Origin of the sequence: Pseudomonas sp. CFBP 8772 (assembly GCF_014841665.1) — a bacterium.
Taxonomy (GTDB): domain Bacteria; phylum Pseudomonadota; class Gammaproteobacteria; order Pseudomonadales; family Pseudomonadaceae; genus Aquipseudomonas; species Aquipseudomonas graminis_B.
The window spans coordinates 100221-115251 of sequence record NZ_JACYUI010000005.1 but is presented as its reverse complement, the minus strand read 5'-3'; the positions used below and the strand labels follow the sequence as shown (position 1 = coordinate 115251).

Below are 15031 nucleotides of genomic sequence, written 5' to 3'. Positions count from 1 at the left end.
CGATCGTTCCCACGGTCCCAGTGGGAACAATCAAAGGTTTCAGCCCGCCTTAAGCCAGCTTCGCCCCCACAGGCACGATCACCCTGGGCTTCCTGAACACCAGCACGTTCCCCGCCATCACCAACACCAGCCCCATCAGCGCGGGGGCGGTCCATTGGTAGCCTTCGGCAAACGCCGACACATTCAACGCCACCACCGGGAACAGCACCGTGCAATACGCCGCGCGCTCCGGCCCCATGCGGCCGACCAGTGTGAGGTAGGCGGTAAAGCCAATCACCGAACCCGGGATTACCAGGTACAGCAACGAGCCGATGTACCGCGCGTTCCATTCAAACGCGAACGGCGTGCCGCTCAGCACGCAATACACGCACAGCATCGTGGCGCCATACAGCATGCCGTAGGCATTGGTGGTCAGCGGGCGAAGTCCGGCCTTCTGTTGCAGGCTGGAGAGCATGTTTCCCGCCGAGAAACACAGCGTGCCCAGCAGGGTCAGCGCCAGACCGATCAAGGTCTCGCGGCTGGCGCTGTGCCCGGCCAATTCCGGCCAGAATAGACACGCCAGCCCCATCAGCCCCAGCGTGCCGCCCAACACGACGTTGCGCGCGATTTGCTGCTTGAAGAAGATTCGGGCGTTGAGCGCGTTCCACAATGTCGCAGTGGAAAACACCACCGCCACCAGACCGGTCGGAATCCACTGGCTGGCGGTGTAGAAGCACATGAAGTTGACGCAGAACAGGCACAGCCCTTGCGCCAGACAAATGAGCTGCCCGCGCCGATTGACCTTCTGCAGTTTCCCGGTCGCCAACAACAGGGCGAATATGATCAGCGCCGCGAGGCCGAAGCGGTAGACGATCGACACCGGAATGGCGACTTCGCCCAGTTGCAGTTTCAAGGCAATCCAGGTCGTGCCCCAGATCAAAACGGTCAGCAGATACAACGTGATGTTCATGTCGAGCTCCCCAGTGAGGCCTCAGTCTGGCGGCGCGGGTCTGCCCTCACTTGCAGAAACTTGCGCATTTGATCGTCACCCCGCTGGCAGGGGGCAGCGCTCGGAGTAGGATGCGAGGCGCAGAGGAGTCCTTATGTCGTCACTTGAAACCATCCAGGTCTTTCAATCCCTGAACAGCTCGCCCCACGCGCAGCTGGAGAAGAGCGCGCCTCTGGGCGACGGGGTGATGGCGGCGCTGTGGAACAACCGTCATGACGCGCAGAATTACCACGCGCCGACGCACCACACGCTGTCGTGCTACATCGACGGCGGCACGGGAACATTCCGCCGCGATCAGCCTGGCAAGAAAGGCGCTCCGGACAAGATCTGCACGCTGCCCGCCGGCCATCAGTCCTCCTGGGTGGTGAACGGTGAAATCCGTCTGGCGCATTTGTATATCAGCCCCGAACAGTTCGCCCTCAACTGCGTCACGCTGCTGGATCGCGAGCCACGCCAGTTGGCGTTGCAGGAGCATACGTTTCTGGATGATCCGCTGCAGGCCGAGCGTTTTCATCGCCTGATCCGCATGGATTGGCGAGAGCCCGGCGAGCGCATGCTCACCAGCAGCCTGGCCCATGAGCTGCTCGACCACATGGTTCTGCGCCAGGTCGGGCTGCGTGAAGGGTTGCGCTTGAAAGGCGGACTGGCGCCGCACCTGCGACGGCATTTGGTGGAGTTCATTGAGCTGAACATGGCCGAGCCCTTAAGCCTCGGGCAATTGGCGGGCATGTGCGCGTTGTCGGAATACCACTTCGCGCGGATGTTCCGCGAAAGCTTCGGCCTGCCGCCCCATCAATACCTGCTCGCCCGACGCCTCAACCGAGCCCGCGAACTGCTGCGCTCGACTCGCAAGCCGTTGGGCGAGATTGCCCTGGAATGCGGCTTCGCCAGTGCCAGCCATTTCAGCAACCGGTTCAAACAGTCAGTCGGCGCGACGGCGGGCGAATACCGGGCTGCGTTTGAGTCGCGTTAAAACTCCAGCGTCGTCGCCATCACCACCTGCCGCGAATCCCCCAGGGACACGAAATAACGGCTCACCGCCGAGCTGTAGTAGGTGCGATCAAAGAGGTTTTTCACGTTCAGCTGAAACTTCAATTTCTGCCCGTCCAGACGGGTTTCGTAGGTCGCGAAGGCATCGGCGACGGTGTAGCCCGGCAGATCAAAATCATTGTCCGGATTGCCCGGGCGTTCGCCGACGTAGTGGGCGCCCGCTCCCGTCCGCAGCCGATCCGCGCCCAGCACCGCGCCAAAGTCATACACCGCCGAAACCGAGCCGCTGTGCCGGGGTACGTTCTGTAAGCGGTTGCCCTTCAGGGTCGGGTCATCAACCACCCAGGCATCGGTGAAGGCATAGCCGCCAATCAGACTCCAGCGATCTGACAGCTGCCCGCTCACGTCCAGCTCCACACCCCGCGAGCGCACCTGACCCGCCGTGGTGTACACCGTGTTCGCCGTCAGCGAGTCGAAATTCGCCACCAGCACGTTGCGCTTTCTGATGTCGAACAGCGCCAGCGTCGCACTGACGCCATCGGAGGAATCCCACTTGGCACCCAGCTCCCACGCTTTCGATTCTTCGGGCAGCGTCGCCGAATCCAGCACGGTGCCCCCCGCCAGCGTAGCGATGCTGGAGTTGGGCTTGAACGCCTCGGTGTAACTGCCATACAACGAAAGCTCATTGCTGTAGCGGTAAACGAGGCCCGCTCGGGGAATCCACTTTTGCCCGTTCAAATCGGTATTGCGCGTGAACGGCGAGCCTTTGCCAGCCTGCTGATCGAACACTTGATAACGCGCGCCCGCGACGAAAATCCAGCGATCGGTGAGGTGCACGGAGTCCTGAGCAAACACCGAGTCGCTGCGCAGGATATCGAGCTGATGGCTGTCCGCCGCACTGACCTGAGTGCCCTCCGCTTCCTGGCCATACACCGGATTCACGTAGCTGAACGTGCTCTGGCTTTTCTGGCGGATCAGCTCACCGCGCGCGACTTTGCGGTATTCGTCGTCGACGCCCATCAGCACCTCGTGCCGCAAGCCCGCCAGCGAGGTGTCGCCGCTCAACGTGAGCGTGGTGAAGCGATCGGTGCTCAGGGCGTTGCCGGTCCCGTCGATGGAGCGGGTCAGCGTGCCGGTGGCCGGATCGACGGCGGTCACGCGCACCTGACTGGCGTCGTAGGTCTCGCGGTTGTAGCTGTAACCGAGGTGGCCTCTCCAGGTGTCGTCGAAGGTGTGATCGACCTCGAATCGATACAGGTCCGAGCGCCCTTCCATTGTGTTGAAGGGCTCGTCCAGACGCCGGGTCGCGGGGATGTTCAACGGACGGTTTGTGCGAGGATCGATTGCCGTGCCGCGATCAAACGGCGAGAGAAATTCCCGGTGTTCGTAGGACGCCAGCACCTCGGTGTCATCGCCATACCAGGCGAGCGATGGCGCGATCAGCGATTCACGGTGTACGCCGTAATTGCGCCAGTAATCTTCGTCTTCGTGGTCGACGATCAAGCGGTATGCCAGCCCGGTGGACGCGCCTTCAGCGCCATCAATCGCGCCGGTGCTATCGAACGTTCCGCCACTGCCGTTTTTGCCTGCGCCGTAGCTTGAACCTCGCGCCGTCAGCGAGTTGGCCGACTGTAACTGCGGACGCTTGCTGACCACGTTGATCACCCCGCCGGGGTCCTGAATGCCATACAACAGCGACGCCGGGCCCTTGAGAACTTCGACGCGCTCGGCGGTGACATTGAGGTTGCGGCCCTGGACCACCGGCATCCCGTCGCGCATGATCGAACCGTCGCGATTCTCGCCAAAACCGCGCTTCATCAGCGTGTCCTGGGTGCTGCCGAGGGTGTTGCCCTGGGTTACGCCACTCACGTTGGCCAGCGCATCATCGAGATTGCGCGGCGCCTGATCCCTCAACACCTGCGCCGGAACAACGCTGACCGCCTGCGGGGTTTCAAGGCGCGGTGTCGCGCTGCGCATCACCGATGTCACTGCAGGCGGCTGATAGCTGTAAACGGCACTGAGAGTGGAGTCGATCTGCGTCGCGCCAAGGGTGACCGCACCCTCGACGGGGCGGGATTGCAGCGTGAAGGTGTCGTCTGTGGCACGGCGGAATGTGAGGCCAGACGTGCCCAGCAGAATGCGTAACGCCTGTTCCGCACTGAACAAGCCCATCAATGCCGGGGCATCCACCGCGTAAGGCACGACCTGGGTGTAAATAACCCCCTGCCCTGTGACTCGACTGAAATCCCTGAGCGACTGGGACAGCGGTTTGGCCGGAAGCGAAAAGTCGTAGGCCGGCGCGGCTGCCTGAGCGCAGGCGCTCCAGACCGCTACCACCGAAAAGCCAAACCCACTTCTCACATCGATCACCCCGTTTGAATGCGATACACCTCAACAACTCGCCTGCGGTCAACGGATCACAATGACCCGCCCGAGCGCTTCGTATTGCTCAAAACCAACCACGGATTTCAACGCCGCCAGCACGGCCTGCGGATCGCGGCTCGGGAAGCTGCCGCTGATGGTCTTCGCGGCCAGTTGGTCGTTGAGCAAAATGATCCGGCCCGGGTAATAACGGTTCAGGTCGCTGATCACATCAGCGAGGGGGGCGCGGGCGTAATTGAGCCAGCCCTGACGCCAGGCCAACTGGCTTTCGCTGTCGACAGACTGCGGAGCGCCGGTTTGCTCACGGTCATAACGGGCCCGCTGACCTGCCGTCAGGATCCGCTGCGGGGCATCGGCGGCCGCTTTGACGCCAACGCGCCCCGACAGCACAGTGATTTGCGCGCCGGGCGGCTGCAGCCGTACTTCGAATTGCGTGCCCAGCACCCGGGTTTCGCCACGTCCGCCATCGACCACAAACGGCTCGCCGGTGTGGGTAACGTGAAAGAATGCGGCGCCACGGCGCAACTCGACGTGCCGCTCTCCGTCGCCAAAATGCACGGCGATTGCGCTGTCGGCGTCCATCGTTACCTGCGACCCGTCTGACAGGATCAACGTCCGGACCTGCCCCGGCGCCGACACATAATCGGCATTCAAGTCCTCTGCCCAGCGCTGGGGATTCCAGCCCAGCCCCGCGCTGATCATCAGCACCAGACACGCCGCCATCGCCAGCGCCGCTCCCCTGCGCGGCAGCCTGCGCGGCTTGGGTGCGTTCATTTTCCGCAGCAAGGCATTGAGTGCGGCGGCGTCTTCGCTGGCCAGTGTGGCGGCAGGCTCTTCGCTCAGTTCCCACACGACCTGAGCCTGGGCGTACGCTTCGGCATGAGCCGGATCAGCGTGCAACCAGCGGCTGAAGCGCGCCTGATCGGCAATCGTCGGCTGGTTGTGCAACACACTGAGCCAATTCAGGGCCATGGAATGGGGATCGGCAGTCGGATCAGGAACGGCATTCATCGGCGTATGCCCCCGGATTTCCCGGCAAGCGGCGCAACCCGAGTAACGTCCTGATTGATGCTCGCCTTGCAGACCTGCAGGGCGCGCATCATGTGTTTCTCCACGGCACTCTGCGAAAGGCCCATGGCCTTGGCGATTTCGGCGTACTTGCGCCCGTGGATTCGGTTGAGCAGGAAAATCTGCCGGGTTTTCTCCGGCAATCCGCGCAACGCCGCTTCGATGTGGCGCAGATCGTTGCTCGCTTCCAGCGCCGCCTGGGGTTCGTCAGTCTCGGTCCAGTGCGATTCCGGCAGCCGCTCATCGCTGAGCCGGGCGCGGGTGCTTTCATTGCGCAGATGGTCAATGGCGATATTGCCAGCACAGCGCAGCAGGTAGGTGTTGAGCTCCTCGACCTGCACCAGCGGACGTCGCCAGAACCTGAGAAACAAGTCCTGCACCAGATCCGCCGCCGTCGCCCGACAACCCACCCTTCGGCTGACCAGCGCCTCCATTTGCGGACGCTGGGACAGAAACACCTCCAGAAACCGCGCGCGTGCAGCCTTCGGAGTCTCGTGGTCGAGGTCCTGGCACACTGAGTTCAAGGACGGAGGCGGATCGATCATGATTCAGGCACGGGCTGGGGGAGGATGCGAGGCGCGATATTAATGATAAATATTCTCATGCGCAAAAGATGTCCGACGAATCTCGCAACAAATCTGCAGCGGCCGAAGGTTGCCCCCAAAAAGGCGCGGCCCAGCAAAACTGGACTTGCCGGTCGAGTTCCCCCTTTCGCGAAATATATTCTCGGTTCCAAGGGGTTGAATTGTTCGTGGATCGGCGCCAACACTGTGAATGAGGGCAGACGAAAAACACCTCGTCCAGACTCTCCCGAGCAAGCCAAAGTAAGGGAAGAACTATGCAAATCCAGGTCAACAGCGATAACCACATCGAAAACAGCGTCCGTCTGGAGGAGTGGGTACGAACCACGGTTGAAACTACGCTCGAACGATACGAAGAGGATCTGACCCGCGTTGAGGTCCACATCAACGACGAAAACGGCGACAAGCCAGGCCCGCATGACATCCGCTGCCAGATGGAAGCCCGGCCAAAAGGACACCAACCCATTTCTGTGACCCACAAGGCCGATTCGATCGATCAGGCAGTGGATGGCGCAGCGGTCAAACTGGACCACGCCCTGGAACATCTTTTCGGAAAACTGCGCGGCAACAAACGCGGCGCGGCTCCGGTGATTGAAAGCGATCTGGATGACGAGCCGGTCAGTGCTGACGCGTTGCTCGAAGAAGAATTTCTCGAGAAGGACGAAGCGTTGCACGGCTGATGCAGCAGCTCTGAGACACTAAACGACTGAAAGAGTGGCGAGCCTGGAAACGGGCCCGCCCTTTTTTTGCGCCGTCGTTAGGCAACCAGCGCTTGAATGGTGAGCCGCGCTAAACGGGTGGCCGATTCAAGTGGCCGACCTTTCGCACACAAAGAACGCATGAGGCGCGCAAATGGTGCCGAGCGGGAATGGGCCAAGCCCTTGGCCAGTACAAGACGGACGCTGAAACCATGACCTGCTTCTCGTTTCCGGGCCCTTGGGTCCAGCGATCGGGACCATTTACACCTTTCGTCCGTTGTGGCCCAAACCCTGCAAGCTTTGTATCGTCGAGCTTACACCTCACCTGCACGCCGCAGGCCTGCTGGCCTCGGACGCAGTGACTCGCTCAATACGACGACGTTTCAACGGACCACTGATGGAAATCACCGCGATTTCAGCGAGCGCGGCCAGGGCAGGAATCATTAACCGTTGATCGGCTTCGAGAACTAAAGGGATTCACCCCCAGTCAATTCATGCAGATCGTTAACAGGTAACAGGCCATGGATAACCCTTTTCAACTGATCACCGACGCCTTCCATCCCGACTACCGGGTCAACCTGAGTATCCAGGGCCTCGACGGGACCATCATGCTGACGCTGTCGAATGAGTCAGGTGTGGTCGCCAAACGCCTGATCAGCGCCGAGCAACGCAACTCGCCCAAGCGGCTGCGCCGTTTGATCGAAAGCATCCAGTTCGGCATCGCCATCGAACAAGGCCATAGCGCCATCAAGATCTTGGCGGCCATGACGGATGGCGACCTCAAACAACTCTCGCCTCCGCCTACCCGAACCCGCTTCCTCGGCCGTCCGCAGTTGACTGCCGGCCTCTGATTTTTTGATGCGCAGGGCATGAGGCGATAGTGATTGCCTCTCCAGCGCAGTCTTTTCGCCGCATCATTCTCGACCCGCTCCGTCCCCCGCCGACGATCGCCAACGTCCCTGTAATGCCCGCCGATTCAGCCCTCAGACAGAAAGCACCTGCTACAACAAACCTGTAGCAACAAACCTGTAGCAAGCCGGCTGCCCCGTTACACAACAACGGCGAGCAGCAGAGTCTGGACAAGTCTGAGGTGACGATATGTCTCTACGATACATAGCGCTGATTGGCGCGCTGGCGCTCGCGACCGGCTGCGTGGAAGAAAGAGTGGTGCACGAACGCCGAGTGGTCGACCGACCCGCGCCCCGCGCCGAATACGTCGAAGTCGTCGCCCCGCAAGCGCCGCCCGTGCGCGTCATCGAAGAAGAACCGGCTCCGCGCCCGGGCTATGTCTGGTCCCGCGGCTACTGGCGCTGGAACGGCAACCGCTACGTCGCCGAACACGGCCACTGGGAAGCGGTACGGCCTGGCTATCGTTATCAACATCCGTACTGGGAAAGTCGAGGCGATGGCTGGCATTACCATGTTGGGGTGTGGGTGAACTGACCGTTCTTCGCACATGAAAATGCCCCGCTGAGACGGGGCATTTTTTGATTGGATCACCGATGGTCTGGCTCTGACTCAGTAGATGGCTTACTCCACTTTCTCCTGCACCGACGGATACCTCGACGAGGAATACCTCACCACCAAAATCGAGAACGCCAGCAACAGCACGCCGCCGCAGACATAAATGATCCCCAGATCTGGCGCTTTGTGATGGGACACGTCGCTGATCAGCAAGCGAATCAAAGCGGTCACCCCGATGTAGAGCAAGAAGCGCAGCGGCATGTGGTTGGTCTTGAAATAGATGCCGACCATCGCGCCCAGTTCGAGGTAGATGAACAACAGCAGAATATCGTCCACCGCGATGTAGTCCTGCCCGAGCATGCCGATGAACGCTTTTATAGCGGCGTATGCGGTGACCGCCCCAATACCGAACAGCGCCAGATAGTGAAACGCTTCAACGGCCAGATTACCCAGGCTGTTGGCGCCGCCGTGAAGCTTCGCCCGCATTCGATCTGCCCATCTCACACCAGCCATCCCTCACCTCCCCTGACCAAAACAAAAGTGTTCATAACGAGCGCTGCGATTGAGCGCAGCGGTGGATCTGTCGACGCAGGGCGTTGGCCGCGTTGATGTTCACGATGTACTTCCTTGGGTGATCCGGACGGGATGATGCGCCGCGCGCATGACGATTTGCCCGTGCGCAGCCTGGTTGTAGGCAAGCATTAATAGGGCCATCGGCTAAGGTTGAGAACGTGACCAGATGTCGCAAGGCTGCGCCTGGTAAAAAAAGTGAGCGCTCACCCCCTACCCAAGCCGAGGCGATTCACCTATGCTGCGCACTGTATAAATACACAGTAAAAAGACGGAGCACGCTGTCTTTGCATCATCCGTCGGCCGAAGCGTTGAGCGCCCGGGCTGATCCCTTACAACTCTGGAAATGACGACGAGGCCAACAATGGCTGTTGAAACCCTTTACCGCAGTACCCGTGATTTGGAGACTACGTTCGTGGACCGCAAACTCGCCGATGCCCATGATCAGATGCTGGAACTGGCAGAGCTGCTCACCGATGTGCTGATGAAGAACGTCGCCGGGCTCTCCGAAAAACACGCTGAAGACGCCAGTATTTTCATGGCGAAGAACCGCGCCATCTTCGCTGCCGCTTTCAAGAGCAACGCCCTTGCCCTCAACGAGCTGGCACCCGCGGCGGAGCAGGCTGAGTAATCAGCCCAGCGACTTTGGCTTCAGCCAGTTGAGGCAGATTTGCCACGAAGGCGATTCACTCCATGTCCAGCAGCCGTTCTGCCAGCTCATCCGCCACCCGCGCGGGTGAGCGCTTTTCAGCTTGCGCATGGGCGAACACCTCGGTCAGCCGCGTGCCGATCTGAGACAGATGCGCGGTGATGTTGCCCGGGCTTTGCCCCTGATGATGCAGTGCGACATAGATCAGGCCACCGGAATTGATCACGTAATCCGGGGCATACAGAATGCCGCGGGCTTCCAGTTGGTCGGCGATCGCGGCACAGCTCAGCTGGTTATTGGCGCCACCCGCGACGGCGGCGCAGCGCAACTTGGTGACACTGTGGCTGTTGAGTACGCCGCCCAGCCCGCACGGCGCAAGGATGTCGCAAGGCGTGCTGAGCAACGCTTCGCTGGCAATCGGCTTGGCGCCCAATTGCTCCATGGCGAGTTGCACCTTGCCGCTGTCCAGATCTGCGACCAACAGCTCGGCGCCCGCCCCATGGAGCTGTTCCGCGAGCGCATAACCCACATGCCCCAATCCCTGAATGGCCACGCGCAAACCTTCAAGGTTATCGCTGCCCAGCCTGGCCATGGCCGTGGTCCGAATCCCCGCGTACAAACCCAATGCGGTGTGCGCAGAAGAGTCGCCGGCCGCCGTGGTGCCGGTGACATGCTGAGTGGATTGGGCTATGCAGTCCATGTCCTCTCTGGAAGTGCCACTGTCCATGGCCGTGACATAACGTCCGTCGAGGGTCTGCACGAACCGTCCGAACGCCTCGAACAGGGCAGCGCGATCAGGCACGTGGGCCGGGCGCATGATCACGGCCGTTCCACCACCCAATGACAATCCGGCGAGCACGGCTTTGTAGCTCATGTTCCTTGCCAGCTGGATGGCGTCCTCTATGGCGCTCTCTTCGTTTGGGTAGGAGAGGTAGCGACAGCCCCCCATCGCCGGACCTTTCTGGCTGCTGTGGATCGCGATCACCGCTTTCAGGCCGGTGCGCGGCTCAACCATCATGTGCAGTGATTGCACGCGTGAGCTTTGCATGAGAGCGAACATGGGCACTGCTCCCCTTTTTCGTACTGGCGAGTATAGGCGCTGAATGAAAAAAAGAAGGTCGGGCCGAGCGGATCCGGACGACGGACTGCCGTTGGCCACGCGCGATGAATCAACGCTGGACGAAGGCAGCGGCCAAGGCTAAAACAGAGTCATCCTTTAATTCTTCTCAGCCGTCTTATCCTGCCGGAGAAGTCGATGAATCCGCACCAGCAATGCATTGCCTGTCTAGAACGAAACCCGCCCTCCACATTCGACGCTGCGGTATGGATCGCTGCGGAGCACGACGGGGAGGTTGATGTTCAGGTTATTCGCGATCAGCTCGCCGCACTGGAGCGCAGTGTCAGTGCGGCATTACCTTTATTGCCGGTCGCCGAGCTTGCCCAGCCCTTGCTTCGGCAACTGGCGACGCTGGGGTTCCAGCAAGACGATGCCGCTCAGCCCAAACCCCAGGCTGCCTTGATTCACAAAGTGCTTGAACGTCATCGCGGCCAGCCGCTGGGGCTGGCGCTGGTTGCGCTGGAGATAGCGAGGCGACTGGAGATTCCCCTCGAAGGCGTGAACTTCCCGGGGCATTTTCTGCTGCGGGTGCCCGGCGCCGACCATACCCTGGACCCATGCGGCGGACGCAGGCTCTACCCCAAGGACTGCCGTGAGTTGCTCCTGCGTCAGTTCGGCGCGGACATGCCGCTCAAGGCCGAGCACATGAAAACCGCGACGCCTGCAGCCATGCTTCAACGCCTCTCGCGAAACCTGCGCTATCTGCATCAGTTAAACGATGATTTGCTCGCGGCACTTAAAGACGCAACCCGCGTGATGGAACTGGGCCAGGCCAGCACCAGCGATTACCTCGCCCGTGCCAGCCTGTACCAGCATCTGGACTGCCCCCAGGCCGAACGTTTCGACCTGGAGCATGCGTTGATGTTGAGTGATGACCCGTTGCAGAAGTTGCGCCTGACGCAGCGTCTGCAGTCTCTGCCGAGTGGGCGCGCCATCCATTAAACGGTCTGGGCTGCCAGTTTTTTTACCGCCCACTGACCGACTTTGATGACCAGTGCCTGATCATGAGTCAGGACTGTCTTGACGCCGGTGCCTCCCAGTATTGATCCAAAGACAGCAGATCCAAAAAACCAGGACGCGGTCGCGCGGTCTCCGTCGTGATAGGCGAGCAAGCCTCGTTGTATATCGATGGCGGTGTGAAGCACTGTCCATGCAAGCGCTCCACCGGGAAACGGCATCAGCAGCACGGAGCCGAGTAACCTTACAACCGAATAAACCTTCTCGACCCAGCGCTCCGTCCGGCTTTTGGTCTGAGCATCGACATCGGCAATGATGCGACTGATTTGTTCGTTGTAAAGATCATGGATGTCAGTGATTCGATCGGTATTCTGGTGCTCCCTGTTTTCAACGCGGACCCACTGCACCGGGAGATTGCGGTCCATGGCATCGAAACGAGACCCCACACTCGGCTGCCCTTTGTAGGGAACACGAAGGTAGTAATAGTGGCGCATGTCAGGCGAGCGCATAAGTTGCACGTAGTCGGTCACCTTTCGGAAGCTGACGCCATCGGGAGCATCAGGGGTATATAACAGATTGAAGTCGCCATCCGAGGAGCTGAAATCCCGGAGCATATAAACGCCTTGAACGATGTAACCGGCAAAGCGGAACATTGAAGCGCTGCTGCGGCTGATACGGCGTTGCAGCCCCTCGTTTTTGTCGAGCACCTGCTTATCCAGCGAAACAATCAATGGCACCAACCATTGATATTGCGCAGTGGATAAATTGCCTTTCAAAAATTCTCGCATCGCCGCTGAGCGCATATCGAACTGCAGACGCCTGCCAAATAACGCCCTGCGATAGCGATACTGCTCGTGAGAGGTGTCCAGGAACTCTCTCCTGATCCACTGGATGTAACGCTCACCCAACGCCGCTTCCCGCAACGATTTGTCCACTCGTTGGACGAAGTACAAGGGCAGCGCCCTGAGGTCCTGCCCTACCGAGGAGTACATCGGCGCCGCAGGAGTAAAAGCGTACTGGTCGGAAAACCCTTCCATGAACAGGCTGGTCAAGGACCTCAGCCGCGTGTACGCACTGAAGTCCGGATTCGCGACGTACGCAGCGTTCTCCAGATCCACGAAGAGCGTATCGGTATCGACGCGCTCGTCGATGCCTTGGCTGGCAATGTAATCATTGAGCAGCTTGCTGCCTTCGCTCCTGGCGAATTGCTCGAAAGACACCATCGCCTGCGTTGTGTGCACAAACGCCTTGTTCAGTTCGCTGACCCGATGATCAAGCAATGCAAGGGCGCCACGGTTCGCATAAGCAGTTTCCATGGTGAACCCCAACAAATCAGCATCATCCCGAGTCAGCGTCCGGTCGACCTTATGACGAATTGCATCTGAGAGACGATCTTCGAAGTTGTCCCCTTCCAGCTCATGGAAAACGACACTGGAGTCACCCCACAACGTGCCCTTGAGACGAACTTTTTCCAGAAAATCGGAATGGTCAGCCTCGGCGGTTAAAGCCGTCTGGTCTTGCACATAATTGCCGCCCGCATCGGTCGCCAGCCAGCTGCCGACTTCGAAGGACAACTGGCGCCACGAGCTGAACCCGAACATATCCTGGCCGCCTGGCGCACCGGGTGCGTAAAGAACGTAATGATCGTCGCCTGCCGCATCCTGCTTACGGAACACCAGCAGATCTTTGAAGCGCATGCCGTTGACAGCCAGTTTCAGGCTGCCCAGCGTCATCACTGCACCGTCTTGAATAATGTCGGCGCGCACCAGATGGATGAGGTCCTGGCTTCGGTCGTCCATCAGATGGCCTTGCAGCACAGCAGCCCAAGCACTCAGCGCCAACGCGGCGTCTCGCCTGTGGGTCAGGGCTCGCAAGGTCTCTTCATGGGTAAACTGCGCCCTGAGCTGCTGCAGGTAACGGCGCTGCACATCCAGCTCATCAAGCATTGTTTTCACAAACTCGAATGTAAACGCAGGATTCGAACACGCAACAGGGACCATCACCTTGCCGGGACCTGAAACTGCCGGCAGGCCATGCATCGCGAAATCAAGCAGCGACTTGCGGTGGTTCGCCGAAAAAGTGCCGCCCTGAAGGTCGAACTCATCCGGCACGCTGATCATTATTTGCTGCGCGTCGATCGAATAGCCCAGATGCCTGCGCACATAGCGATCAATCTCATGACGGGCAAATACTTCCAACGATTCCAGCCCCTCAAACAGCGCATCAACTGCACGCTTGCGTTCGCTGAATTGGTTATTGAGGTTCGCATAGTGCTCGCGCTTCTCGGGGGCCGCGTATTTAAGCCATTGAGGCTGAGTGAGATCCTCGGCACGAATGGAAAGGCTCCTGAACCGGTGCCCCATCCCTTCATCAATATGAGCACACACCTGCACTTCACTGACTTTTTTCAAAAAGGTGTGATTGCCCTCGCTGTTCGCTCTGGCCTGTTGCACCAGAAACTCGAAGTCCATGGCCTGCTTGTTACGAAGTCCCTGAACATGGCAGTGCAGCAGTGGCTCGATACAAGGCTCGTATTCAAGATCGTCGTTGCCGAAAACATGATTTTCGGGCAATCCCGCAAGATCCGATAAATAAAGGTTTTTCAGCAACGGCTCCTTACCCGATGGCCAGGACAGTCGCCGAGCCAGCTGGCTGTTGAGCTCAGAAAAAGAGTCATACCGCTCAACTCCGCCTGCGGCCATGACCAGATAACAGGGTCCGGAGGCGTGGCGGACATCGACCGCCTGTTCATCCCGCGCGACCGCGAAGACCGAGAGCAGCGGTGCTGTCATTTCGCGCGACAGACGCAGGGATATCTTGAAAAGCCCGCCAGTGGGTTGGTGACTCAATGCATGCAGCAGGCGTGTTTTTTCCTCGTCGTTGAGTCGCTGCTCAATAACCTGAAACTCAATGTCGTGCTTGAGTGCCGAATGATGATGCGCACTTACCATTTCGTGGCGCGCCGCACTTTTGCCGCCAGCCGGGGAATGCTCACGGCTGTCCCATGCCCAGCCAAGCGCCGCGTGATAAGCCCCGGGAAACATCGCCAGCACTTGGCCAAAAATACTTTTGATCGTGGAGAAATCTTTTTCTGCAACCAGGTGCTGCACCTCGGTGCTGTCGTGGCGGTAATACAGGCGCTGGGAATCTTGATCGAAGGCGCTGGCCCCTTGCGTCATTGCCTGAATCAGGGCATCAGTAAGTGAACGCGAACTTTGCACCGCTCCGGACGCGGACGCGGTGTTCAGAAAAATAATGTCCGGGTTCCACACTGATACATTCCCGCGCAGAAAGCTTGAAAGACGGTCAAAAGCGACATCACGAAGCGAGGGGAGCTTGTCCAGTACCGAGGTGCATTGCGAGCACGCCGTGGTAAAGGCGAGAAAGTGCCGGGTGGTGGCGTGCTGCTGAAGCGCACCTTGGTTATTGAAGGGAATTGCAGCAGATAAATCATTCATGGATACAGCTCCGATAAAGAACCGTCACGCCCACCGGCATCCGGCCAATGGGTACAACGTGAGCGGTTCGAGCGGGCTATTTTCCGACGTTTGCTCAGCTTGGTAAGCG

General features: G+C 59.6%; 13 protein-coding genes. 6 read left to right on the top strand and 7 right to left on the bottom strand.

Annotation, left to right across the window (positions count from 1 at the left end; translation table 11 throughout):
• Nucleotides 1-49: 49 nt before the first annotated feature.
• Nucleotides 50-949: a DMT family transporter gene (locus IFT99_RS12505; protein ID WP_192132629.1), complete on the bottom strand. Its 900-nt coding sequence runs from the start codon at nucleotides 947-949 to the stop codon at nucleotides 50-52.
• A gap of 133 nt (nucleotides 950-1082) precedes the next feature.
• Here IFT99_RS12505 and IFT99_RS12500 point away from each other — a divergent pair, with 133 nt between their 5' ends.
• Nucleotides 1083-1961 (top strand): helix-turn-helix domain-containing protein, encoded by an 879-nt coding sequence (locus tag IFT99_RS12500; RefSeq protein ID WP_192132627.1) that lies wholly within the window; start codon nucleotides 1083-1085, stop codon nucleotides 1959-1961.
• Here IFT99_RS12500 and IFT99_RS12495 read toward each other — a convergent pair.
• The 3 genes from IFT99_RS12495 to IFT99_RS12485 are packed head-to-tail and all read right to left on the bottom strand — an operon-like array spanning nucleotide 1958 to nucleotide 5973.
• Entirely contained in the window at nucleotides 1958-4339 is a 2382-nt protein-coding gene (locus IFT99_RS12495) for a TonB-dependent siderophore receptor (RefSeq protein ID WP_446731129.1), read from the bottom strand. The genes IFT99_RS12500 and IFT99_RS12495 overlap by 4 nt on opposite strands.
• 48 nt (nucleotides 4340-4387) lie before the next feature.
• Nucleotides 4388-5371 (bottom strand): FecR family protein, encoded by a 984-nt coding sequence (locus IFT99_RS12490; protein WP_192132625.1) that lies wholly within the window; start codon nucleotides 5369-5371, stop codon nucleotides 4388-4390.
• A complete protein-coding gene (locus IFT99_RS12485) occupies nucleotides 5368-5973 on the bottom strand; it encodes an RNA polymerase sigma factor (protein ID WP_192132623.1) in 606 nt (201 codons plus the stop codon). The genes IFT99_RS12490 and IFT99_RS12485 overlap by 4 nt, the downstream gene beginning before the upstream one ends.
• Nucleotides 5974-6266: 293 nt before the next feature.
• Between IFT99_RS12485 and IFT99_RS12480 the strand changes: the two genes are divergently transcribed.
• From IFT99_RS12480 to IFT99_RS12470, 3 genes are all read left to right on the top strand, one after another.
• Entirely contained in the window at nucleotides 6267-6689 is a 423-nt protein-coding gene (locus IFT99_RS12480) for an HPF/RaiA family ribosome-associated protein (RefSeq protein WP_065991892.1), read from the top strand.
• 539 nt (nucleotides 6690-7228) lie between these two features.
• The gene (locus tag IFT99_RS12475) at nucleotides 7229-7558 is read left to right on the top strand and encodes a DUF3509 domain-containing protein (protein WP_065991891.1); all 330 of its coding nucleotides are present in this window, start codon (nucleotides 7229-7231) and stop codon (nucleotides 7556-7558) included.
• A gap of 247 nt (nucleotides 7559-7805) precedes the next feature.
• A complete protein-coding gene (locus IFT99_RS12470) occupies nucleotides 7806-8150 on the top strand; it encodes a YXWGXW repeat-containing protein (RefSeq protein ID WP_074884139.1) in 345 nt (114 codons plus the stop codon).
• Between the two features lie 87 nt (nucleotides 8151-8237).
• Here the strand turns inward: IFT99_RS12470 and IFT99_RS12465 are convergent, their stop codons facing one another.
• Complete coding sequence (locus IFT99_RS12465; protein ID WP_410928410.1) at nucleotides 8238-8657, bottom strand: phosphate-starvation-inducible protein PsiE; 420 nt, start codon at nucleotides 8655-8657, stop codon at nucleotides 8238-8240.
• Nucleotides 8658-9105: 448 nt separating this feature from the next.
• On the opposite strand from IFT99_RS12465, the gene IFT99_RS12460 reads away from it, so the two are divergent.
• Nucleotides 9106-9372: a YebG family protein gene (locus tag IFT99_RS12460; protein ID WP_192132622.1), complete on the top strand. Its 267-nt coding sequence runs from the start codon at nucleotides 9106-9108 to the stop codon at nucleotides 9370-9372.
• Between the two features lie 55 nt (nucleotides 9373-9427).
• On the opposite strand, the gene IFT99_RS12455 is transcribed toward IFT99_RS12460, so the two are convergent.
• Nucleotides 9428-10450, bottom strand: coding sequence for a Glu/Leu/Phe/Val dehydrogenase family protein (locus tag IFT99_RS12455; protein WP_192132620.1), 1023 nt, complete (start codon nucleotides 10448-10450; stop codon nucleotides 9428-9430).
• Between the two features lie 195 nt (nucleotides 10451-10645).
• Here IFT99_RS12455 and IFT99_RS12450 point away from each other — a divergent pair, with 195 nt between their 5' ends.
• Entirely contained in the window at nucleotides 10646-11449 is an 804-nt protein-coding gene (locus IFT99_RS12450) for a SirB1 family protein (protein WP_192132618.1), read from the top strand.
• Here IFT99_RS12450 and IFT99_RS12445 read toward each other — a convergent pair.
• Complete coding sequence (locus IFT99_RS12445; RefSeq protein ID WP_192132616.1) at nucleotides 11446-14922, bottom strand: dermonecrotic toxin domain-containing protein; 3477 nt, start codon at nucleotides 14920-14922, stop codon at nucleotides 11446-11448. The two genes, IFT99_RS12450 and IFT99_RS12445, sit on opposite strands and share 4 nt — an antisense overlap.
• Between the last annotated feature and the right edge of the window lie 109 nt (nucleotides 14923-15031).